The 21,758-nt window shown below is 31.1% G+C and carries 25 protein-coding genes, 1 pseudogene and 1 other annotated feature; of the genes and pseudogenes, 9 read left to right on the top strand and 17 right to left on the bottom strand.

The window, feature by feature from the left end:
- Window positions 1-2 precede the first annotated feature (2 nt).
- Both WY13_RS06500 and WY13_RS06495 read right to left on the bottom strand, forming a co-directional pair.
- Window positions 3-458 (bottom strand): annotated as a pseudogene (locus tag WY13_RS06500) (helix-turn-helix transcriptional regulator); the annotation flags it as partial.
- An 81-nt stretch (window positions 459-539) separates the two neighbouring features.
- Window positions 540-1,964, bottom strand: coding sequence for a PLP-dependent aminotransferase family protein (locus WY13_RS06495; protein WP_063554887.1), 1,425 nt, complete (start codon window positions 1,962-1,964; stop codon window positions 540-542).
- Window positions 1,965-2,065: 101 nt separating this feature from the next.
- Here WY13_RS06495 and WY13_RS06490 point away from each other — a divergent pair, with 101 nt between their 5' ends.
- From WY13_RS06490 to WY13_RS06480, 3 genes are all read left to right on the top strand, one after another.
- Window positions 2,066-2,548, top strand: a complete 483-nt coding sequence (locus WY13_RS06490) for a peptide deformylase (protein ID WP_063554886.1) — start codon at window positions 2,066-2,068, stop codon at window positions 2,546-2,548.
- Between the two features lie 215 nt (window positions 2,549-2,763).
- Window positions 2,764-3,606, top strand: a complete 843-nt coding sequence (locus WY13_RS06485; protein WP_063554885.1) for an aldo/keto reductase — start codon at window positions 2,764-2,766, stop codon at window positions 3,604-3,606.
- 416 nt (window positions 3,607-4,022) lie between these two features.
- Entirely contained in the window at window positions 4,023-4,904 is an 882-nt protein-coding gene (locus WY13_RS06480; protein ID WP_063554884.1) for a Cof-type HAD-IIB family hydrolase, read from the top strand.
- Between the two features lie 148 nt (window positions 4,905-5,052).
- Here WY13_RS06480 and WY13_RS06475 read toward each other — a convergent pair whose 3' ends face one another.
- Window positions 5,053-5,313, bottom strand: a complete 261-nt coding sequence (locus WY13_RS06475) for a hypothetical protein (RefSeq protein WP_063554883.1) — start codon at window positions 5,311-5,313, stop codon at window positions 5,053-5,055.
- Between the two features lie 419 nt (window positions 5,314-5,732).
- On the opposite strand from WY13_RS06475, the gene WY13_RS06470 reads away from it, so the two are divergent.
- Window positions 5,733-6,011 (top strand): hypothetical protein, encoded by a 279-nt coding sequence (locus tag WY13_RS06470; protein ID WP_192844998.1) that lies wholly within the window; start codon window positions 5,733-5,735, stop codon window positions 6,009-6,011.
- Window positions 6,012-6,423: 412 nt separating this feature from the next.
- Here the strand turns inward: WY13_RS06470 and WY13_RS21505 are convergent, their stop codons facing one another.
- The 3 genes from WY13_RS21505 to WY13_RS06455 form a co-directional block, all read right to left on the bottom strand.
- A complete protein-coding gene (locus tag WY13_RS21505; RefSeq protein ID WP_063554881.1) occupies window positions 6,424-6,612 on the bottom strand; it encodes a hypothetical protein in 189 nt (62 codons plus the stop codon).
- A gap of 138 nt (window positions 6,613-6,750) precedes the next feature.
- A complete protein-coding gene (locus WY13_RS06460; RefSeq protein WP_063554880.1) occupies window positions 6,751-7,398 on the bottom strand; it encodes an HAD family hydrolase in 648 nt (215 codons plus the stop codon).
- 103 nt (window positions 7,399-7,501) lie between these two features.
- Window positions 7,502-8,413: a PhzF family isomerase gene (locus WY13_RS06455; protein WP_063554879.1), complete on the bottom strand. Its 912-nt coding sequence runs from the start codon at window positions 8,411-8,413 to the stop codon at window positions 7,502-7,504.
- 161 nt (window positions 8,414-8,574) lie between these two features.
- Between WY13_RS06455 and WY13_RS06450 the strand changes: the two genes are divergently transcribed.
- The 3 genes from WY13_RS06450 (at window position 8,575) to brnQ (ending at window position 11,951) form a co-directional block, all read left to right on the top strand.
- Window positions 8,575-8,931, top strand: a complete 357-nt coding sequence (locus WY13_RS06450) for a winged helix-turn-helix transcriptional regulator (protein ID WP_063554878.1) — start codon at window positions 8,575-8,577, stop codon at window positions 8,929-8,931.
- A gap of 191 nt (window positions 8,932-9,122) precedes the next feature.
- Entirely contained in the window at window positions 9,123-10,286 is a 1,164-nt protein-coding gene (locus WY13_RS06445; RefSeq protein WP_063554877.1) for a hypothetical protein, read from the top strand.
- 306 nt (window positions 10,287-10,592) lie between these two features.
- The gene (gene brnQ, locus WY13_RS06440; protein WP_063554876.1) at window positions 10,593-11,951 is read left to right on the top strand and encodes a branched-chain amino acid transport system II carrier protein; all 1,359 of its coding nucleotides are present in this window, start codon (window positions 10,593-10,595) and stop codon (window positions 11,949-11,951) included.
- Here the strand turns inward: brnQ and WY13_RS06435 are convergent, their stop codons facing one another.
- Window positions 11,952-12,368, bottom strand: a complete 417-nt coding sequence (locus WY13_RS06435) for a response regulator (RefSeq protein ID WP_063554875.1) — start codon at window positions 12,366-12,368, stop codon at window positions 11,952-11,954.
- A gap of 193 nt (window positions 12,369-12,561) precedes the next feature.
- On the opposite strand from WY13_RS06435, the gene WY13_RS06430 reads away from it, so the two are divergent.
- On the top strand, window positions 12,562-13,425 hold the full coding sequence (locus WY13_RS06430; protein ID WP_063554874.1) for a LysR family transcriptional regulator: 864 nt from the start codon (window positions 12,562-12,564) through the stop codon (window positions 13,423-13,425).
- Between the two features lie 125 nt (window positions 13,426-13,550).
- Here the strand turns inward: WY13_RS06430 and WY13_RS06425 are convergent, their stop codons facing one another.
- The 4 genes from WY13_RS06425 to WY13_RS06410 all read right to left on the bottom strand — a co-directional run bounded on the left by WY13_RS06425 (window position 13,551) and on the right by WY13_RS06410 (window position 17,908).
- Window positions 13,551-14,429 carry a polysaccharide deacetylase family protein gene (locus WY13_RS06425; protein ID WP_063554873.1) on the bottom strand — a complete coding sequence of 293 codons (879 nt, stop codon included), beginning with the start codon at window positions 14,427-14,429 and terminating at the stop codon, window positions 13,551-13,553.
- Window positions 14,430-14,480: 51 nt separating this feature from the next.
- Window positions 14,481-14,855, bottom strand: a complete 375-nt coding sequence (locus WY13_RS06420; RefSeq protein WP_063554872.1) for a DMT family transporter — start codon at window positions 14,853-14,855, stop codon at window positions 14,481-14,483.
- Between the two features lie 48 nt (window positions 14,856-14,903).
- Window positions 14,904-16,493 (bottom strand): asparagine synthase B, encoded by a 1,590-nt coding sequence (gene asnB / locus WY13_RS06415; RefSeq protein ID WP_063554871.1) that lies wholly within the window; start codon window positions 16,491-16,493, stop codon window positions 14,904-14,906.
- Between the two features lie 52 nt (window positions 16,494-16,545).
- Window positions 16,546-16,823, bottom strand: a binding site (T-box leader).
- 209 nt (window positions 16,824-17,032) lie between these two features.
- On the bottom strand, window positions 17,033-17,908 hold the full coding sequence (locus WY13_RS06410) for a LysR family transcriptional regulator (protein WP_063554870.1): 876 nt from the start codon (window positions 17,906-17,908) through the stop codon (window positions 17,033-17,035).
- 151 nt (window positions 17,909-18,059) lie between these two features.
- On the opposite strand from WY13_RS06410, the gene WY13_RS06405 reads away from it, so the two are divergent.
- The gene (locus WY13_RS06405) at window positions 18,060-18,989 is read left to right on the top strand and encodes a ketopantoate reductase family protein (RefSeq protein ID WP_063554869.1); all 930 of its coding nucleotides are present in this window, start codon (window positions 18,060-18,062) and stop codon (window positions 18,987-18,989) included.
- 540 nt (window positions 18,990-19,529) lie between these two features.
- Here the strand turns inward: WY13_RS06405 and WY13_RS06400 are convergent.
- The 6 genes from WY13_RS06400 to WY13_RS06380 all read right to left on the bottom strand — a co-directional run bounded on the left by WY13_RS06400 (window position 19,530) and on the right by WY13_RS06380 (window position 21,622).
- Window positions 19,530-19,787 (bottom strand): DUF3795 domain-containing protein, encoded by a 258-nt coding sequence (locus WY13_RS06400; protein WP_063554868.1) that lies wholly within the window; start codon window positions 19,785-19,787, stop codon window positions 19,530-19,532.
- Between the two features lie 200 nt (window positions 19,788-19,987).
- The gene (locus tag WY13_RS06395; protein WP_063554867.1) at window positions 19,988-20,509 is read right to left on the bottom strand and encodes an NUDIX hydrolase; all 522 of its coding nucleotides are present in this window, start codon (window positions 20,507-20,509) and stop codon (window positions 19,988-19,990) included.
- Window positions 20,487-20,810: a hypothetical protein gene (locus WY13_RS21500; RefSeq protein WP_204377952.1), complete on the bottom strand. Its 324-nt coding sequence runs from the start codon at window positions 20,808-20,810 to the stop codon at window positions 20,487-20,489. Before WY13_RS21500 ends, WY13_RS06395 begins: the two co-directional genes overlap by 23 nt.
- Window positions 20,811-20,859: 49 nt before the next feature.
- Window positions 20,860-21,216 carry an rRNA adenine N-6-methyltransferase family protein gene (locus tag WY13_RS21495; protein WP_204377951.1) on the bottom strand — a complete coding sequence of 119 codons (357 nt, stop codon included), beginning with the start codon at window positions 21,214-21,216 and terminating at the stop codon, window positions 20,860-20,862.
- A 15-nt stretch (window positions 21,217-21,231) separates the two neighbouring features.
- Window positions 21,232-21,426: a helix-turn-helix transcriptional regulator gene (locus tag WY13_RS06385; RefSeq protein WP_063554866.1), complete on the bottom strand. Its 195-nt coding sequence runs from the start codon at window positions 21,424-21,426 to the stop codon at window positions 21,232-21,234.
- Window positions 21,416-21,622, bottom strand: coding sequence for a hypothetical protein (locus WY13_RS06380; RefSeq protein ID WP_242866346.1), 207 nt, complete (start codon window positions 21,620-21,622; stop codon window positions 21,416-21,418). Before WY13_RS06380 ends, WY13_RS06385 begins: the two co-directional genes overlap by 11 nt.
- Between the last annotated feature and the right edge of the window lie 136 nt (window positions 21,623-21,758).

The raw sequence follows: 21,758 nt of genomic DNA, 5'->3' as shown, positions 1-21,758 counted from the left end.
CACTCCATGTCTTCTTGCAGCGCTGTTCTAACTCCTACAATTCTAATTGTCTCTTTTGTTTCAATTCTGTAGCGCATATTTTCACCTCCTATAACCGAAATTGAAAAACTGATAGGTGGATAAGTATTTAGTGTAGTTCCTTGCGCCCGTGCAGCAATTGGAGAAACACCATGAACACTTTGAAATGCTCGATTAAAGGCTGTTGGTGATTTATAGCCATACTTTAAGCCTATATCCATTACTTTTTTATTAGTTGTTTCCAATTCAAAAGCTGCTTTTGTCATACGCCTGCGTCGTATATACTCAGACAAGGTAATACCTGTAACATAGGAAAAAATCCTTTGAAAATAGTAAGTTGAGCAGCAGGCAATTTTTGCAGCTTCATCATATGAAATAACACCATCCAAATTGTTTTCTATATAGTCAATTACCTGACTTAATTGTTTCAGCCACTTCACTTCTAACACCTCTCTCCTTGTGTAAGAGTTTAGCACAATATAAATTATATATCCTCTCTTTTGATGTCCAGTTTTGTAAATTTAAAACCAGGCTTTTTTCAAAAGTTTTATTCCACTTTGCATATTATCAAAGCTTAAATGTCCATATCCCATGAAAACCATATTATCTTCTTTATAATTACCTTGATCAAAATAATAAAATGATATTGGATAGACTTTAACCCCATTTTCTAAAGCCCTATTTATCAATTCCAATTCATTTAGACTATTTTTCACCTGAAGTGCAATATTAACTCCTGCTCTCTCTCCATAAATCACAACATCTTCTCCAAATTGTTGTTTTATACAGTTTATAAGAAATTGCTGCTTTTTAGCATATATATTTCTCATTTTTCTAAGATGTGTTTCAAATAAACCTTCTTTCATAAATTCTGCAATTGTCAGCTGATGAATTTTTGATGCGGTTTGATTTATAAAGCTTCCCTTTTCAATAAAAAGATTCATTACATTTTCAGGTAAAATCATATAACCAACATGCATTCCTGGAAAAAGAGTTTTTGAAAAAGTTCCAAGATAAATCACCCTATCTTCACTATCCAAACTTTGAAGTGAAGGTATGGGATTTACATTATATCTAAATTCACTGTCATAGTCGTCTTCAATAATATATCCCCTAGCCTTACTAATAAAATTAAGAAGTTTTATACGATTTGAAACAGGCATGGACATACCCAAAGGATGTTGATTTGATGGGGTTACATATATAAACTCAGGAGTCACTTTAAGGGTTTCAAGCTTTTCTATATTCATTCCAACCTGTATCAATTCAATTGGCTCTATGTTATATCCATACCATTCGAAAACCTTTCTTACAGCAGAAAATCCAGGTTCTTCAAAAGCAATATTTTTATTACAAGATTCACTAAACAGGTCACATAATACAGCCATCAAAGTCTGAGTTCCTGCACCTATAATTATTTGGTCAGGAGAACAAATTACTCCTCTTGAACTTTTAACATAACTTGCAATTTGACTTCTTAATTCAAATTCACCTCTAGGATCTGAATAGGTTAATATATCTATATTTTCTTTTTTCATAAGGCTTTGCTCAATTTTCCTCCAAATCGCAAATGGAAAACTTTTACGATCCACTGATCCAGGTTTGAAATTATAAGGATATACTTTATCATCTATATGAATGCTTTTTAAGGGTTTAAGTTTTAAGGGTATATTTTCTTTTTGGGCGGTTTTTATTTGATCTTCTATAACCTCCACATAATAGCCGCTTCCACCTTTACTATAAATATATCCTTCACACAGTAGTTGATCATATGCCCCTTGAACCGTATTTCTACTAATACAAAGTCTATTTTTAAGCTGCATTATAGACTCCAACCTTTCCCCTCTTTTAAGTGTACCTTCTAATATTGCTTTTTTATAACATTCATATATCTGAATATACAATGGCTTTTCACTATGTCTTTCAATAAATATCGGTATTTCCATAAAATCATCCCCTTAATTTTTATAAAAATCATACCTTTTTATAGTTACAATTATATAGTACTATTTTATCAAATTCACAACATATAGCTAGGAGGTTATTTATGATAAAAGAAATACTATTACTTGGAAATGATGCTTTATACAAAAAAAGTTTACCTGTAGAAAAAGAGGATATGGATTCAATAAAAAAAACTGTTTCAAATTTACATGATACCTTAATCGACTTCCGTAAAAAATACAATGCAGGCAGAGCAATTGCCGCTCCGCAAATTGGAGTATTTAAAAGATTGATATATATGTATATTGACAAGCCTATAGTTTTTATTAATCCAGTACTTAAATTTGATAACAAAGAAATGATGGACGTAATGGATGACTGTATGTCCTTTCCAAATCTTTTAGTAAAAGTTAAACGCTATAAAGAATGCTCTGTAATATACAAAGATATAAATTTTGCAGATAAAGCATTAAATTTCAAAGGAGATCTATCAGAATTAATACAACATGAATATGATCATCTTGATGGCATACTGGCTACAATGAGGGCTATAGACAATAAATCTTTCTATATAAAAAGCAAATGATCAAACTTCACTGTAAAGCAGCATTGGCATACTCTTTAGAAAAATAACCAAAGCTCGATAGGATATCTATAATTTTTTGAGAATTAGCTATATTAATATGCTTGCAAAATTCTCTAAATCCTGCCTTCATAAATAGAATATGTTGATTTTCTAAAAGTATATTGGTAATATATAAATGCTATTTTGTATTTACTATAATTGGGAGGATGATTGAAATGCAAGATATAAAAAGTTGCACAATTTTAAATAATGGAGTAAAAATGCCATGGATAGGCTTCGGTACTTATAAAGCTGATGGTCCCTCTGTTATTAAATCAGTAAAAGAAGCTCTCAAAGTTGGTTATGGTCATATAGATACTGCTGCTTTCTATAAAAACGAAGATGGAGTTGGTACTGGAATAAAAGAAAGTGAAGTACCTAGAAAAGAAATCTTTTTAACAAGTAAAGTTTGGATCTCTGACCAAGGTTATGAAAAAACTTTAAAAGCTTTTGAAACTTCTATTAAAAAACTAAAAACAGATTACCTTGATCTATATTTAATTCATTGGCCTAATCCACTACACAATGAAACCTGGAGAGCTTTAGAAAAGCTTTATAAAGAAGGATATGTGCGAGCAATAGGTGTTAGCAATTTTACCGCTGGTCATTTGAAAGACTTAATGGCAAATGCGGAAATTATGCCAATGGTGAATCAAGTAGAATTTCACCCTCTGCTAATTCAAAATAATCTAAGAGAGTTCTGCAAAAAAAATAGTATACAATTAGAAGCATGGTCTCCTTTAATGAGGGGTAAGGTATTTGAAATTCCCCTTCTAAAAGAGCTTGCAAAAAAATATAAAAAAACAGTATCTCAAATCGTGCTTAGATGGGATTTACAAATGAGAGTTGTAACTATTCCAAAATCAACTACTCCATCAAGAATAAAAGAAAATACAGACATATTTGATTTTGAAATAAGTAAAGATGATATGTCTGAAATTCAGCAGCTTGATAAAGGAATAAGGACAGGTTCCGAACCGGATGAAGTTTATGCTAACCCAGATACATTAAAAAAATAATACTACTTAAAAAAGTATGTCTTTGGCATACTTTTTTAAAAGTGCCTTGAATTGCCACCTATATGTTAAAACTATCTCTCATTATTGTTTTGTATTTATTCCTATTGTATAATTTAATAGAAATCCTCACTGCTAAAATTACAAATGCATTACTATTTCATAAACAGAGTTCTTTGCATCAAGAGGAGTTTTAACTCCACCTGATGCTTATTAACAGGATTCTTAGTGCTTCAGCACTTAGAAAACGTTATCTTTTAGGAGAAATCATTATCCAGGGACGTAGCTGCTCTTTACTCACATTTGGAGAAAAGCAGATATCCCAAATCTTTGATTTGGTGATAGTCGCTTTCGCTGTGTGCGTTGGAGTATTAGAGCAGGTAGTCATCGGATAAAATTATAGAGGAGGTAATATTTTAATGTATAAAATTGTTTTTATAGATATGGATGGAACTTTACTTAAAGACAACAAGTCAATATCCAATGAAAATAAACAAACTATTAAAGCAGCTACAAAAAAAGATGTTAAAATTGTTCTTTGTACCGGAAGACCAATAGATGGAATTAAACATCATCTCTCTGATTTGAATTTAATAGCAAATGATCAATACAGCGTAACTTGCACTGGTGCTAATGTACAAAACAATACTGAGGACAAAATTATTTTTCAGTCGCCTTTTAACAGCAAAGATCTAGAATATTTATATAACATGGCAGAAGACTTAAAACTAGACTTATGTTTTTATAACGATGGTACGTACTCAGTTTATAAGAACAACTTATATGGTAAATTAGAATCTGTTGCAAACAATACAAAATATGAAATAACTGAATTCAAAGACTTAGTAAAACGTAACAACATACTAAAAGTAAACCTAATAAATGAAAACTCAGATGTTTTAGAGAACTATGTACATCATTTTGGCTTTGATATGTCACCTTACAGCAATTTCAAATTTAGAAGTACCTATGATAAAAATTTGCTACTAAGCAATAGTTTACCACAACATTTTTATGAAAATTTTTCAGTACTTAAAACATGTACTTATACCTTTGAAGTATTGAGTAAAAATACTAATAAAGGTACTGGTGTAAAAAAACTGTGCCAATACTTGGACATACCTTCTAATGAAGTTATTTGTATTGGAGACTCTCCAAACGACTTGGACATGCTTAAATGCGCAGGTCTTCCCGTAGCCATGGGAAATGCCTCAGATGAAATAAAGCATGCTGCTGACTATATCACTTTAACAAATGAAGAAAATGGAGTAGCTAATGTTTTAGAAAAGTTCGTGCTATAACCACTAACTATAATAAAGAGCTATATCATTTTTTACTACTACAGCCTACACATCCCTCATCCATGACCTTAGGAAAGGATGCTGTAGCCTGTATAGAGTTTAATGTTACCTTATCTTAGACTTAGAGTGGAACTTTAAATTTTCTACTTTAATAAACATCTGTAACCTTTGCAACATAGTCATCATATCCTGATTTAGCTAGCACCATAATAGGATGCTCCTGATTCAGTATTTGAACCCGATATGCCTGTGCTTCATCCTTATCAAAATATTCATCTCTATTAACATTTATTTTACTTCTATCTGCAACTCCATAGTTTTCTAGTATTTCTGTAACTCTATTTTCTAAGTCTCCCGTTGGGCATTCAAGCGTCCTAATTCTATCAATTGCCTCATCAATTTTTTTCATTCTATTACCCTCCTATAAGGTATTTTCAAAGAAATAACTAGTCAGTATGCTAACCTATTTTTTATCATACTGCGTCGGTAGAGCCCTTAGATAGGATTCACTATCTGCGGAACCTGCCTCCTTGTCTGATAAAAAATATTCGTCGCATCTTTGACTTGTTATTTTCTTTCAAATGCCTAAAATACATTATTAGTTGTACTTTTTATTATGTCCCATTATTTTTTCTTAATTCTAGTCATGTCTTAACATTTCAAATTTTTCTATTGCTTATAATATTAAAAAATATATATTGGCAACAAGACAAGTAGCAAGTATAATATAATCAATGAGTTAGGGAATCCTAAACTTATGTAAGAAGGAGATGACTAAAAATTAATAGTTTAAATTATTTTAATAACAGAGAAGATTGCAAAAAATTCTTGGATAGTTTCGATTTTAAATATTTTATACCTTATTTTTGTGATTGGGATGGTTATAATAGGTATACTGTCCAGCTTAATAAGGAATGTACAAAGATATTATATTGTTCTTTGGATTCTATAAAAGATGGATTAGTTAAGGATTCTTTTTACTTTTTTAATGCTGAAAAACTCAAGGTTAAAAATAAAGAGGGGATATTAGTTGACGCTTTTCAACTTGCTGAAGCAGGTGAATCCATAAGAAGATATGTAAGAGGAAGGAAATATATGACAAAATAAGATTACAGTATTAATTCTACTTCTTAAATGTAAAGATTTTTATTCATAATCATAAACAGAGTTTTTGGCATCAGATGGAGTTTTAACTCCACCTGATGCTTATTAACAGGCTTCTAAGTGCTTCAGCACTTAGAAGGCGTTATCCTTTTTAGGGAAAATCGTTATCCAGGGACATAGCCGCTCTTTACTCCCACTTGGAGAAAAGCAGATATCCCAAATCTTTGATTTGGTGATAGTCGCTTTCGCTGTGTGCGTTGGAGTATTAGAGTGGTAGTCATCGGATAAAGATACCTAATATAAATAAAAAACTTAAGTAAAAATTTTTATAGTATTAGATTCTATCTAACAAGCCATCCACCGTCTATGCATGAAAGTATAGTAAGAACTTATTAAGCATTAATAATCCTTACTTTTATTGCATTGTTACATATAGTCTAATATATGGATTAACTGAATACAATTCTTTAATATCTCTATCCAATTCATCAATTATTTTTAACATATCATTATTATTATCAAGACTAAACGTTGCTAAATCTTTACCTTTTGCTGACTTTGCTATTAATTTTATATATTCAGCTTTTTCATTAGAGAAACTCACATAAAATTTTAGTATTGAGCAATATAAACCATATTGAGATTCAAGAACAAGTTTTTTTAATAAGCTAAAATTTTACATAAAATAAGACCTACCTCATTAGGAAGATCTCATTCTGAACCTATATGTATATTTTTCCTTCTAACACAAATTCAACAATTCTTTTACCCCACTGATAGCTAAATAGCAGTTTTCAACACTACCAAAACCGTACTTTGCAAATACAAAAGGAACTCTGGCAAATGCAGTTGCTTCATAATCTCCCTGGGTATCTCCAACATATATTACATCATCTAAATTATCTCTTTCTATAACCAGTTTGATATTTTCACCTTTGCCCTTACCTGTATTTCCAAAGCATTCAAAGTCTGTAATGTACTTTTCAATTCCTGCCTTCCTCATAAATAATTCAATATAACCGCACTGACAATTACTCACAATAAACAAATGACATTTTTCTGATAATTTCCTAATGGTTTCTTTTACATCGGGAAACAGCAGGTTATTTGTATTTTCTCTCAAGGCATCCTGCTCATATTTACAACATCTATTAATTATCAACTTTCTTTTACTCTCACTAGCATCATAGAACAAATCATCTGCTATTACATCCATAGTTTTTCCAAACTCTTTTTTTAACACAGAGGATGTTATAAGTGGAGCTGCTTCCTCTACTTCTGAAATTGCCCTGTTCCAGGCTTTTGCTACAATTTCTGTTGTATCCCATAATGTACCATCAACATCAAATATTATATTCTTTATGATAAAGACCTTCTTTCTAATTCTCATTCATGAGAATATAATATTAAACAATGCTCATATAGTCAATACCTAGCGTTAATTATTAAAATTAGTCATAAATGAGCATAATCTACAAATGTAGATTTTTTCTTTAATCTTTTAATAATAATTCAGTTTTAAATATTATTACAGCGTCTCCAGAAATTTTAACTTCTACTGGCTCTTTATCTTCTATATTTACCTCAACTTCAATAATTCCTGGTCTTCTTATAGCCTCTCCCTGCACAGCCTTAAATTTAAATAAAGAATTATTGTGGTGAATAAGGTTATGATGAACAAGATATGCACCCAAAGGACCATTTGCATTGCCAGTAACAGGATCTTCATTAATACCTATTGCAGGTGCAAACATTCTGCCGTGTATTAAAATATCACTATTCTGTAAATCAGTTGTAAAAACATAATATCCATTACATTTAATAACCTTGCTTAGCTTAGAAAGTGCAGCATAATCCGGCTGCAATTCATTTAAAGTTTCAATACTCTTTATACCAATCATAACCTTAGAATGGCCTGTAGACACAATTTGAATTTTATAGTTTTCCAGTAGATCGCTATTTTTTATATTAAGTGCTGATAAGAGCTTTTCTTTATTTATGCCCTCTATAATAGTGCCAAACTCAATTTTTCCCTGCGTCATAACGATCTTATAATCCTCATTTTTTTTTATTATATCAACAGGTAAGATTCCCGCACCTGTCTTATGATAAACTCTTGAAGTATCAATCCCATTTTCAACAGCACGAGCATAATGAGCAGCAATAGTAGCATGTCCGCAAATTGGCACTTCATTTGTTGGAGTAAAAAAACGTATATGAACATCATACTCTCTGCTATTTGAAGAAAAGATAAAAGCTGTCTCAGAGTTATTAAGTTCTCTAGCAATTTTTTGCATTTCATAATCAGTTAATCCCTCTGCATTTGTTATTACTCCTGCTGGGTTTCCTGTGAACTTTTCTTTTGTAAATGAATCAATTTGATATAAATTGTACTTTCTTATCATGGCTTTCCTCCCTTAAATATATTATGCATTAATAAATTAAACACTATTTTATTAATGCATAGCAATTAATATCTATGTATACTATAATAGTTTTGTTGGAGTATACATACAAGTACGCACTTTTTAATCAGATACTTACCATTTGGAAAGAAGGATATTGTATGAATAAAGACATAATTGAAAAATTTCCAAATCAGAGAAAACGGCAAAAGGATTTTAAATGTTCTATAGGATTTGCCATGACTGTAATTGGAAGTAAGTGGAGAGCAATAATATTATGGTATATATTGAAAAATGATCCTATAAGATATGGGGAACTTAAAAAATCTATTCCCAATATAAGTCATAAGATACTATCTCAAGAGTTAAAGACTTTGGAGATGGATGCTCTTATTGAAAGAATTGCTTATGCAACAATTCCACCTAAAGTGGAGTATATACCTACAGATAGGGGAAAATCCTTAGAAAACATCTTAACTGAACTATGCCTTTGGGGTAAAAAATATATGAATTCATAGTTTTTTAACATATTTTTTTTAAATTTCTGATACAAAGAATTTTGTTTATCAACTCAGCTCCCATCAAAAGCAAGCACTTTTTATCTGAATTTTTGGGCTAATTATAATTAATTTTTAAGTTTGACACATATATATATCTACCTTATAATTTAATTACGTAATTTGGAAAGGATAAGGAAGCGAAGATTAATATGATAAATATTATTAAGACTGCAATTGTAACTATAGTGATATCTTTTATATCCGGGTTACTATTAGATTATTACAAAAATTTAGCACCTAGACTATTATGTAATGTAAGAAGTGCTATGCCTACAAAAAATAATAAAAGAATTCGTGCATACATTATTACCATTAGTAATATATCTAGTAAAACAATCAATAAGTTAACCCTTAATATACAAAGTCAACAAACTCACTTAAATATTACAGATGCAAAAATAACAAGAGGATTAAAATTTGATTCTTCACTAAAAGATAACATTCTGGATGTCTACATTCCTTTTTTAAGTAAGAACGATAAATTTTCAGTTACAGTATATGGTGATAATCAATATGCAATGCGCAATAAGCCTGCCATTGTACTCAGATCACCTGAAAATTTTAAGCAGATAGATTCTTTAAGGCAAAATGGAATTTTAGCTTTATTGTTTAATATACCCAAAAGTATAAGTGAGACAATCTCAAATACAGTTAAAAAACCTGAAGCAATAGTTCCTGATGAAAAGGATGACTTTACAAAAGTTATGAAGAAACCGTTAGGCACTGAAGAAACAAGAAATAGAAAAATGCACTATGGAAGTAAGAATCCTAGTACTAATAAAAAGGCACTAATAATTGTTGTATCAATTATTTTGCTTATATTTGCTGGAGTTTTAGGGAAATCTTATTTGAAAGGGGCATCTGCTAATACGCAAACTCCCGATGTAAAAACTGTCGTTCCAAGTCAATCCACTGATGCCACAAATTCATCGAAAGGAACAACTAAAAATTCAAATTCAAAAGCTTCATCTGGACAGACAACTAAAAATCCAAGTTCAAAAGCTTCATCTGGACAAACAACTGAAAATCCAGGTTCAAAAGCTTCATCTGGACAAACAACTGAAAATCCAGGTTCAAAAGCTTCATCTGGACAAACAACTGAAAACCCAAGTTCAAAAGCTTCATCTGGACAAACAACTGGAGGTTCAGATCCAAAAGCCTCATCTGGACAAACAACTGGAGGTTCAGATCCAAAAGCTTCATCTGGACAAACAACTGGAGGTTCAGATCCAAAAGCTTCATCTGGACAAACAACTGGAGGTTCAAATTCAGGAACCTCATCTGGGCAAACAACTCAGAGTTCAGGTAACTAACGTAGTAAAATAATATACACCTTATAAAAAATAAGCAGCTATCGCTATATTGGTAGCTGCTATTCTTATGCTTTCTTTAATTCAAGCACCTGAAGGTATCCAAAACTTTTTTTTATAATATATATTTTAAGTTATTTATTTTAGCATACTCTACTACCACTTAAAATGTAATATATTGCATTTATATTATAATTATGCTATCATTCTCGTGTGCATTATACTGCTTACGTATATTGAGAAATCAATTACATATGTATTGCTTCTAATTGAATAAGGTATTATTTAAACATTTGAGGAGGGCTATCTATGAAAGAAAAGCTAAGTTTTAATCAAAATTTATTAATAGGTTCATTACTATTTGGACTATTTTTTGGTGCAGGTAACTTAATTTTTCCAGTACAAATGGGGCAAGAAGCTGGAAATCATACTTTAACAGCAACTATTGGATTTTTAATTACAGGTGTGGGGCTGCCTATTTTAGGAATTGTTGCATCAGCACTTTCAAAAAGTGAAAGTTTGCTTGATATGGCAGGTCCAATTAGTTCACGTTATTCAAAAATATTTACTTGTTTATTATATTTAACAATTGGCCCACTGTTTGCAATTCCCCGTACTGCCACAGTCGCCTTTGAGGTAGGAATTCATCCTTTTGTTTCTAGTGGAGATTTGAAACTTGGATTATTTATTTTCTCACTAATATTTTTTATCTTTACCATTTATTTTTCATTAAGACCAGGTCAGATTTTAGATTGGATAGGTAAATATCTTACTCCTATTTTTTTAGTACTTCTATCTGTTCTATTAATTGCTACATTTGTAAAGCCAATGGGACAAGTTAGTCAATATGCGGCTCAAGGTAAATATGTTGCTCAGCCATTATTTACTGGTTTATTAGATGGATATAATACTATGGATGCCTTAGCTTCTTTAGCTTTTGCAATTATCATTATTTCTAATATACGAAAGTTAGGTATTAAAAATCCAAATTTAATTGCTGTTGAAACATGTAAATCGGGTTTAGTTAGTGTTGTTGGTATGGCTGTTATCTATGGGTCATTAGCTTATATGGGAGCTACAAGCTTAGGCAGTATAAAGCGTGCTGATAATGGTGGAAGTATTTTATCTATGGTAAGTAATCATTATTTTGGCTTTGTTGGCAAAGTGTTATTAGCAGCTATCGTGGCAATCGCATGTGTAAAGACAGCTATTGGACTAATTACCTCTTGTTCTGAAATGTTTAGTGAAATGTTTCCAAAATCCATTCCTTATAAAAAATATGCAGTTTTATTTACAGTTTGTTCCTTTGCAATTGCCAATTTTGGATTAAATAGCATAATTAAGTTATCCTTACCAGTACTTATGTTTTTATATCCATTAGCAATTACTTTAATTATATTATCGCTATTAACTCCATTTATACATAAGCAAAATGATATTTATAGATGGACAACTGTGCTAACAGGTATTGCAGCATTTTTTGACTTTTGTAAGGCACTACCTGATCCATTTGTAAAAAGTGAGATAGTAATACAGCTTGTTAGCTTTGCTCATTTGTATTTACCTGGTTTTGATTATGGGTTTGGATGGTTATTACCAGCATTCTGTGGCTTTTTTATAGGATTAATTATTTGGATTATTCGTGGAAAAAAAGCTAGTAACTTATAGTTAACTTTTTGTTTCTATCATGTTTAATACATTTTTAATATTATACATGTATTTTTGCAGTTTGATAAGTTTTACTACTTTTTTAATAACTTCTATAATCTCAAGTTCATTAATTGGTTTAGTAATATAATATTCAACTCCTGATAAGTAAGCTTGGGCAATAATTGTTTTATCACTTATGTCAGAAACTACTATAATTTTTCCATTAAATTTAGAAATTAATTTATTAACAATAGCTATTGGTAAGCTTATAATAAGAATATCAATAGCTTTTAAATTTAACAGATAACTATCTAAAATAAATTTAGAACAGCTGTATTCAATTATTTCTCCAAGATTATGGTCTTGAATAATTTTAGATAAAATAGAACTAGTAGATTGGTCTTCACTAACAATAAGAAATTTTATGATAATCACCTCTTAAACATATCATTAGATTGTTTGTTTCCATCAAATTACATGTACACATTGCCATATTTATACCTTGCTTGACTTTATTTATCATTTCATTTACCATTATAACAAAGAAACATATATACGAAAAATATGTATGAATTATTAGACTTATACAAAAATATGTATAAATCTTATATATGGAGTGATTACTTTTATGGATATTAAGCAGCTTACTTATTTTCTTGCAATTGCTGAAGAAAAAAGCATAACCAAGGCATCTGAAAAATTACATATAGCTCAACCACATCTTAGCCAGCAATTAAAACTTCTAGAAGAAGAATTAAATGTTAAATTGATAGAAAGAACTACTCGTAAATTTCAAGTGACTGATGCAGGCAAAAGATTATGGCATAGATCTAAGCAAATAATTGAATTAATGGACTCAACAGTTAAAGAGCTAAAGGACTTTAATGAAGGAATGGAAGGAACGCTATCAATCGGTACCATATCTTCTGCAGGAGATATACTTTTACCCCAGCGAATATATAGTTTTAATAAAAAATATCCAAAAATAAATTTTGAAATACGAGAATGCAGTACAAATGAAATATTAGAATTGTTAAAAAGCGGCGTAATTGAAATTGGGATTATACGTACCCCTTTAAATTCGGAAACTTACGAATCAATAAGCTTACCTATTGAACCAATGGTGGCTGCAAGTAGTAACAGTTTCTATTGGAATAATAAAAGAAAGATATGTCTAAACGAGCTTGCAGATAAACCTCTGTTAGTACATCGCAGATATGAAAAAATGATAATAGAATTATGCAAACAGACAGGATTTAATCCAAGAATACTTTGTAAAATTGAGGATACTCGATCAATATTATTACTAGCAGATACAGGAATGGGTGTTGGCATTGTACCAAAGGATTGGATTGAACTTATTCCAAATACAAATTTAAATTACAAGGAAATTAATGAACCCTCATTGAATACGAATACTACTATAGTATGGATGAAAGATCAATATCTATCTTCTGCAGCTAAGCACTTTTTGGAAACTTTTAAAGTATAGATAAGACTCTTTTTTAAATATACTATAAATAAAAAATCTTCATATTTAGAATTAGTCAGATATTTACATATCTGACTAACAATTTTTTATGACCATTTCTCCGCCATATCTTAAATTTAATTATTTTACTTATATGGATTTATTTTTAGCAATACACTTAAATCAACAATTCCATAATTCTTTCTCCTTAATCCATTTATAATTTCTGGTAAAACTTCTACATCTATCTTATGCCCCATACTGCTATGCATTAAGATAATATCACCTGGCCTCACATTATTAAGTATATTTTTTATAATAGTTTGTTTATCTACATTCTGCACCCAATCCATGGAGTCAATAGACCAAATAACAATTTTATTGTTTGTTCCATTGATTGCAGTTAAAACTTTTTCATCGGTTGCTCCATATGGAGGTCTCACTAAAGCAGGCCTTTTACCAATTATATCTTTTATCCTATTTTCAGTAAGAATAATTTCCTCTCTTATTATTTTAATATTTATTTTAGTGAAATACGGATGATTCCAACTATGATTTAATATTAAATGCCCTTCATCATAAGCTCTTTTTACTATATTAGGAAAGTAATTTATTTGAGTTCCTACAAAGAAAAAATTAGCTTTTATATCATTACTTTTTAAAATATCCAGCACTCTAGGTGTCACTGATGAATCAGGACCATCATCAAATGTTAAACTTACATTATTCTCTATTGGTGATCCATTAATATACATTTCATTTAGATGGTTTCTTGCAAGCTGAACAATATATTTTCTCCATGCAGTTAACATATTCATTTGAGTTTTACTTATTTTATTTGCACTGCCAAGAATATCATAAGTAACAAATCTATATGAAGGTAACGGTATAAATATCATAATTCCAGGTCTTACATATAGAGGATTTAAATAAGGATTAGCCAATAGTACAGATTTTAACGGAACACCAAAACGCTTAGCAATGGAGTTCATTGTGTCTGTGGATTGTATAATATATCGTATCATAAAGCCCCCCACCAACTTATATTTACATAGTATGAATTTAATTGATTTTTGTTAGCCGCGTTTGTCAAGTTTATTTAACTTCTCACCCACATTACCTAACTGTTCCTTTCCCGGTCTTGTCATCTGACCAATTAAAAATATAGCTATGCCTATTAAAATAATTACTGATCCAAGAATTTGATTATACGATATAGCTTGACCAAGAATAAAATATGCTAATATACATGTCACAACTGGCTCACCTACCATACTCATTGAGATAGTTGAAGTACTTAACCATTTAATTAGCCAGTTTAGAATTGTTTGACCAAGTATTGTTGAAATAAACGCTAAACAGAAAAAGCACAACCAATCATATTTCGGATAACCTATTAAAGGTGGTTTATTGTTTTGCACGCTATGCGTGCAAAACAGGCTAAATCTCATAATAAAAATACCCTTACCTATATTCTTAAGGTAAGAGTATTTTCTTAATTATTTACCACTAGCACCATAATTTGATAATACTCTAGCACTAGGGTCATTTACGTCACAGCCTTCCCACTCTTTGTTGGGCATCCAAAAGTCTACTATCATATCTGCTTGTCCTGGATAATATTTTTCAAAAATCTCTCTGTACAGCAATGATTCTTTTGTGAATGGTTCAACGTGATATTCATATTTTTTACATAGCTTTCCAAATTCTTCATCAGAATAATATGTTTCTGCATATTCCTTTAAATAATCTACCATAGAATGCCCTACAGCATCACTAAATGCTGCTTTTTCACGATATAAAATATCATGTGGCAAGTAATCGCCTTCAAATGAATGTCTCAAAAGGTACTTACCCATGTTGTATTTGTTTAATTTCTTTTCTGGGTCGACGGACATAACATATTTTACAAAATCTAAATCACCAAATGGTACTCTTGCTTCTAATGAATTTGAGCTTATACAACGGTCTGCACGAAGCACATCGTACATATAAAGCTCTCGGATTCTCTTCTGTGATTCCTTTTGAAATTCTTCTGCATTTGGAGCAAAATCAGTATATTTATATCCAAATAATTCATCAGAAATTTCACCAGTGAGAAGCACTCTGACATCAGAAATTTCATGTATTTTCTTGCAAATCAAATACATTCCCATACTTGCTCTTATTGTGGTAATATCATATGTTCCAAGAATTTTAATAACCTCATCAAGTGACTCAATTACTTCTTCTTTTGTCATATAAACAACTGTATGATCACTATGAATGTAATCTGCAACTTCTTTTGCATATTTTAAATCAATTGCATCTTCAGTCATACCTATAGCAAATGTTTTAATTGGTTTTTCAGGATTCATTTTTTGAGCAATTGCACATACGAGTGAGCTATCTAAACCACCGCTTAGCAAGAAACCTACAGGAGCATCAGCATCCATACGTTTTTCTACACCAGCTACCAATTTATCATGAACATTACTGCAAATAGTTTCTACGTCATCCCTGCAGTAATCACTTTCTGTTGCTGCTATATCACAATAGCACGTAAATTTACCATCAGCATAGTAATGTCCTGGTGGAAATGACATAATTTTATATGTAAGACCAACCAAGTTTTTAGCTTCACTTGCAAACATGATCTTACCTGATGAAGAATAGCCGTAAAATAAAGGACGAATTCCAATTGGATCTCGTGCTGCAATATATCTGTCCTTTTTTCCATCATATATAATAGTTGCAAATTCTGCATCTAACTTTGAAAACATATCCAATCCATATTCATAGTACATAGGAAGTAATATTTCACAATCACTGTCAGAAATAAACTTATGTCCTTTTTTTATTAGTTCTTCTTTAATTTTACGAAAGCCATAAATTTCACCATTACAGATAGCTGCATCTGTTTTCCTTGTGAATGGCTGCATTCCGCTAAAACTTAAATCCATAATAGAAAGTCTTTGAAAACCCAAAATACCAGATGGCAAAGTAAGAATTTCCGTCATATCCGGTCCTCTGGACTCAGTTCTCTGCAATGCCTCTGCAAATTTTTCATGCTTCATATCCGTTCCTGTATAGCACATAATTGTACACATATTAATATTCCTCCTTGGTTATAAAAACAGCATCAATTTATCCTAAATAAAATAATAGGACGAATTGATGCTTATCCGCGGTGCCACCTAATTTACCACATAATAATGGTCTCCTTCCAGCTACTACTGGTATCCAAATAACGCATGGAATACGACGCTCCTACTTTAATTTGAACCTATCTCAAACATTTAGTTTAAGGTACAGTTTTCAAATATTTCAGTTTGCAACTCCGGAGTGTTATTCAAAAAAACTCTGCCACTGGATTCACACTATCTCCAGCTCACTGTTGGTGAAATATTTTTTTTACTTATCTCCATCATCACTTTTCTTTGATGAATTTAATTTTAAACTGTGTACATGCCTTTGTCAACACTTTTTTAATTTTTTCCTACTTTTTTTAAATAAATCATAATATTCAGATATAAATTATGCCATTTGTTCATAAAAGAGTACTACTTTTAAACTTCTTAACTTTCATCCCCCACTTGTTGAAATGATGTTATATATTCAACTTTTTTTGAAGTCTTTTAAGACTAAACTATTCTTTCTGGGCCCATTTTTGTATAAATGCCACAAAAGCTTTTGTACTAGGGCTTATATATTTTCTGTTCGGGAGGCAAAGGCAAATGGTTCTACTCACCTCAGGTTCCAATTTTCTCCTAACTAGTCCCTCACATGAATAAGAATTTAGCACCAGTTCCGGCAGAATACTGATACCACATTCACTCCGAACTAAAGCAATAGTTGATTGATCGCTTAAAAATCTAGTATGTTCTAGTAATCTGCCCTTTGCTTGCCGTAAAATTTTCCCAATAGAATAATTAGTTCCTTCACTTGGAATAACAAAAATTTCCCCTGCCAGTAGTTCTTTCGTAATCTTCTCATATCTACAAAGGGGATGGTACTTAGACATTATTACATAATAAGGATCCGATATTAGTGGAATATCATTACCATTAGTCATTCCATTTTCTGCAGTAAAAGCACAATCAATTTCATCCTTGGAAAACCAGTCTTTAATCCATTCATAATTAATGGCATCATTTATCTGCAGCTCTACCAGTGGATATTCTTTGCGAAATTTTCTAATTATTTTAGGCATCCATTGCACCGCCACACTAGTAATAACTCCAATTCGTACATTCCCTCTGTACACTCCTTCCTGGCCGATAATTTGATGTATCCTCTCATCATTTATCACAATCTCTTTTGCCAAGCTTAAAATCTGTTCCCCCTCTTCTGTTGCAGAAACTCCATTTCTTCCACGATATAGAAGTTTAACTCCTAGCTCATCTTCTAAAGAAGAAATCATATGACTGGCCGCAGTCTGAGTATAGCTTAATTGCGTGGCAGCTCTTGTTAAATTTCCAATTTCAGCTGCTTTTACAAAAAGTGCATATTTATTTATATCCATAAATACTTTCCCCTTTTCATCATAACTTAATATATTACATGAAATTTCATCATGATTCCATTGAACAATCTGCATTTTATTTTACTATTTTGATATGCTAAAGTGTAATTTGAAATTTAAATTACATTTTTATGTTACAGGAGGTAAGACTATGAAAATTGCAATCTTAGGAGCTGGCGCTATGGGGAGTCTATATGCTACCTATCTTTCTAGTATCCATGAAGTAACACTGCTGGATAGTTATAAACCCCAAGTAGATGCCATCAATACAAATGGTCTAACCAAGGTTGAAAAAGACAATACTGAATCAAATTATACCATTAAAGCTTCAATAAGTGGGACTGATATTGGAATTCAGGATTTATTGATTGTATTTGTAAAAAGTATCAACACTTTTGATGCAGTCAAAGAAAATCAAACCATAATCGGCCCAAAAACCATTGTCATGACATTACAAAATGGTGCTGGTAACAATCACGACATTGCAAACTTTGTTAAAAAAGAACATATTATCGTTGGTACCAGCAGCCATAACAGTGTTAGCCTTGGGCTAGGTAAATTTTTTCACTCAGGCTGTGGCCCTACCAATATTGGTCCTGACTTTCCCTGCGATGAATCACAAAAGGCAGTGAAAATTATAGCGCAAGCCATGTGCCAGTGCAATCTAACTGTCAACATCATCAATAATATCCAAAAAGTACTATGGGGAAAATTATTTGTAAACTGCGGCGTAAATGCACTATCCGCAATAATGCAGTGTAATCTAGGCAAAATCCATTCCAATCCTTATCTCTGGGAAATCTGTACAAAAGTAGTTCACGAATGTGTCCTTGTAGCTAAAGCTGACGGCACGTGCTTTAACCAAGCAGAAGCTCTTGAAACTGTGCAGCATGTATGCATAAGCGATGCTGCCGGTTACGCCAGCATGTATCAAGACCGTCAGCATAAACGCCGTACAGAAATTGATAAAATTAATGGTGTAGTCGCCAATCTTGGACAAACCTACTGTATTGATACTCCTTATAATGAAATGCTTGTAGATCAGATACATGCATTAGAACAGTCCTATTTATTATCTTAATAAATATTTTAAATCCAGTACATCGTTCTCTAAATAACTATAACCCTATTTGGAGAACAATGCACCATTCTCTTTATTTACCCTCGCGAATTAACGTACAAATAAATTATATCATTTTGTACAATATGCAATGCTCCACATACATACTACTTAATAAATATTTATTAGACTATTGGATATTACTTTTTCTGATAATGAAAATCACAGCAGGTTCCACCTTTCGCTAAGGTTTTCATGAAACGTTTCATTACTACATTTTCATTCATCGCCTTATGATAATACCTTATGATAATACATTGTAATATCATCAAGCTTTGGTTTTTCTTTAAGACTCAGATATACAGCGGCTAACATAGCTCCATTTAAAATATTTGCAATGAATTTATCATTTTACAAAGTAACTTGTCAATTATTTTTTACCATAAAAAGAACAACCATAATAATTACTATGATTGTTTTTCACAAATAAACTGTTTTCAAATATTTTAATGTACTAGCATTATTTTGATTTTATTCAGTAATGCAAATTCAGAATTTACTTTATTCATTAGCCCACTTTCTACATTGTTGAATTTTGGGTTCTGGGTCAAAACCTTCTGCAACCCCCATAGTAGAAAGCATCTTACATGGAAATTCTGAGCATTCTCCACAGTGATTTAATCTCTTACCTTCACAACATTTTTTTACACCACATTCTCCACCCCAAAATGGCTTTTCCATGTTAATACACCCTGTACAATTTACTTTTTCTCTTCTTTCACATTCATTACAACACACTCCACATCTTGATTCAAACATAACATTCCCTCCAATTACTTTTTATCCGATGACTACCTGCTCTAATACTTCCACTTCTCCAAGTGTACGTTGCGAGCAGCTACGTCCCTGGATAACGATTTTTCCTAAAAGGATAACGCTTTCTAAGTGCTAAAGCACTAAGAATCCTGTTAATCAGCATCAGATGGAGTTAAAACTCCATCTAATGCCGAGAGCTCTGTTTATATTGTTTGATGACATCCATATTGATCTTTAATATCAAAAAATAACTGTATTAAACTTTGGTAATATGGAATAAATTCGCCACTATCTATCATAGAAAAAATCTCTTCTTTTGAAGCCCATTTTGCACATTTAACTTCTTCATACTGTAAAGTTAAATCAACAATATCTATATCTTTCTGAATTAAATATACATCATCAAATCCATTATCAAAATTAATCGTAAGATGTGGTCTTATATGCTGCAAATTAATTTTAATTCCTAATTCCTCCATCAGTTCCCTTTCTGCAGCCATTTGGCTTGTGTCACCTTCAATTGCACTTCCTCCAACTGTAATATCCCACATATTAGACCAACCTTCTTTAAAGGGCTGTCTTTGTTGAATTAACATCTCACCCTTCGAATTGAATATGCAAATGTGAACAACCATATGGTAATCGCCTTCTTTAAAATCCCTTCCCCGAACCATTGTCCTATTTGTTTTATTTCTTTCACTATCATATACATCCCATAATTCCATTGTAGCTTCTCCTTTGCAAATTTAGAATTTGTCTCTTTCTTGCTAAATATAAATCTATCGTATCATATATATTTATCTTACCACCAACTTCATCAATTGCATTTTTTATATCTATTTCAAAATTATTTTTTACTTCTACTGGTAGAGCTCTATAGTCTGAATACATATTTAATAAAGAAATATATTCATTAGACGTAAGAGTTCTTTTACGATGATATAATTTAGAAGTAATATCTTTAAACCCAAATCGTTCTAATCCATTGATACGTTTCTGACAATCACTTTCATTAAATTCTCTCATTTCTTTATCAGAGGTACGATATTTATTATATATACTTCTATTTACAATATTAGTTATATCGTCTTGTCTGTTTGGAAATGGATGATTCCAAAATAACGCTATAGCTCCATTGGATTTTAATATATTCCATAAAATCCACATTAATAACATTGAATTTATTATAGTTGTTAAATTTATTTTTAACATACCTGGTAAGTTTATCTCCTAATTCTATTGCAGTTACTTTGCAACCAGATTGTAAAATTGGTAAAGTTGCCTGTCCCGTACCAATGCCAATTTCTAATGCTTTATGATTACTTAATATATGGGAATAATTAATAATATCTAAAAACAATTCTTCTGGATATGTTGCTCTATATTTATCATAGTTATATTCATCTTCATTAAACTTTAATCGCAAATCCATATAACTTCCCCTTATTTAATCACAAAGTGTAAATAATTCATCTACTGTAGTATTTAATAATTTAGCTAATCTCATGGCTAAATCTAATGTAGGATTATATTTACTATTTTCAATGGCATTTATAGTTTGTCTTGTTACATTTAAAGCATTTGCCACATCTTCCTGTCTAAGTCCAAGTTGTTTTCGTAAAACTTTTATATTATTTTTCATTTCTACCAAGCTTCCATTTCAAAAAATATTCAACTGCCATTAAAATAATATTCTGAGTTACTATAAGAAAGCTAATTACTTCAAATTCTTTTCCATGAATGACATTGTATACCATCCAAATTGCCAAAAATATAATAGTATAAGCCCACGCAAATTTTATTGCCTTTAAACTAATACTCATTTCCATTTCATCCATTTTCCTCACAATAATTGCACCTCACTTAAATTTAATACAAAAAACAAAAATGTAAGAAACTATTGACATTTACATTTTAACAATTAGTAAAAGTAAATGTCAATAGTTTTTTACATTCTTATATACAACATCAACC

Origin of the sequence: Clostridium ljungdahlii (assembly GCF_001636845.1) — a bacterium.
Classification (GTDB): Bacteria; Bacillota; Clostridia; order Clostridiales; family Clostridiaceae; genus Clostridium_B; species Clostridium_B ljungdahlii_A.
This window is presented reverse-complemented; position numbering and strand designations above follow the sequence as displayed.

Bases quoted from the DNA above. Each gene is read 5' to 3' on its own strand.
- WY13_RS06495 (WP_063554887.1), bottom strand. From the start codon at position 1,964: ATGGAAATACCGATATTTATTGAAAGACATAGTGAAAAGCCATTGTAT.
- WY13_RS06490 (WP_063554886.1), top strand. From the start codon at position 2,066: ATGATAAAAGAAATACTATTACTTGGAAATGATGCTTTATACAAAAAA.
- WY13_RS06485 (WP_063554885.1), top strand. From the start codon at position 2,764: ATGCAAGATATAAAAAGTTGCACAATTTTAAATAATGGAGTAAAAATG.
- WY13_RS06480 (WP_063554884.1), top strand. From the start codon at position 4,023: ATGTATAAAATTGTTTTTATAGATATGGATGGAACTTTACTTAAAGAC.
- WY13_RS06475 (WP_063554883.1), bottom strand. From the start codon at position 5,313: ATGAAAAAAATTGATGAGGCAATTGATAGAATTAGGACGCTTGAATGC.
- WY13_RS06460 (WP_063554880.1), bottom strand. From the start codon at position 7,398: ATGAGAATTAGAAAGAAGGTCTTTATCATAAAGAATATAATATTTGAT.
- WY13_RS06455 (WP_063554879.1), bottom strand. From the start codon at position 8,413: ATGATAAGAAAGTACAATTTATATCAAATTGATTCATTTACAAAAGAA.
- WY13_RS06450 (WP_063554878.1), top strand. From the start codon at position 8,575: ATGAATAAAGACATAATTGAAAAATTTCCAAATCAGAGAAAACGGCAA.
- WY13_RS06445 (WP_063554877.1), top strand. From the start codon at position 9,123: ATGATAAATATTATTAAGACTGCAATTGTAACTATAGTGATATCTTTT.
- brnQ (WP_063554876.1), top strand. From the start codon at position 10,593: ATGAAAGAAAAGCTAAGTTTTAATCAAAATTTATTAATAGGTTCATTA.
- WY13_RS06430 (WP_063554874.1), top strand. From the start codon at position 12,562: ATGGATATTAAGCAGCTTACTTATTTTCTTGCAATTGCTGAAGAAAAA.
- WY13_RS06425 (WP_063554873.1), bottom strand. From the start codon at position 14,429: ATGATACGATATATTATACAATCCACAGACACAATGAACTCCATTGCT.
- WY13_RS06420 (WP_063554872.1), bottom strand. From the start codon at position 14,855: ATGAGATTTAGCCTGTTTTGCACGCATAGCGTGCAAAACAATAAACCA.
- asnB (WP_063554871.1), bottom strand. From the start codon at position 16,493: ATGTGTACAATTATGTGCTATACAGGAACGGATATGAAGCATGAAAAA.
- WY13_RS06410 (WP_063554870.1), bottom strand. From the start codon at position 17,908: ATGGATATAAATAAATATGCACTTTTTGTAAAAGCAGCTGAAATTGGA.
- WY13_RS06405 (WP_063554869.1), top strand. From the start codon at position 18,060: ATGAAAATTGCAATCTTAGGAGCTGGCGCTATGGGGAGTCTATATGCT.
- WY13_RS06400 (WP_063554868.1), bottom strand. From the start codon at position 19,787: ATGTTTGAATCAAGATGTGGAGTGTGTTGTAATGAATGTGAAAGAAGA.
- WY13_RS06395 (WP_063554867.1), bottom strand. From the start codon at position 20,509: ATGGAATTATGGGATGTATATGATAGTGAAAGAAATAAAACAAATAGG.
- WY13_RS21500 (WP_204377952.1), bottom strand. From the start codon at position 20,810: ATGAGAGAATTTAATGAAAGTGATTGTCAGAAACGTATCAATGGATTA.
- WY13_RS21495 (WP_204377951.1), bottom strand. From the start codon at position 21,216: ATGGATTTGCGATTAAAGTTTAATGAAGATGAATATAACTATGATAAA.
- WY13_RS06385 (WP_063554866.1), bottom strand. From the start codon at position 21,426: ATGAAAAATAATATAAAAGTTTTACGAAAACAACTTGGACTTAGACAG.
- WY13_RS06380 (WP_242866346.1), bottom strand. From the start codon at position 21,622: ATGGATGAAATGGAAATGAGTATTAGTTTAAAGGCAATAAAATTTGCG.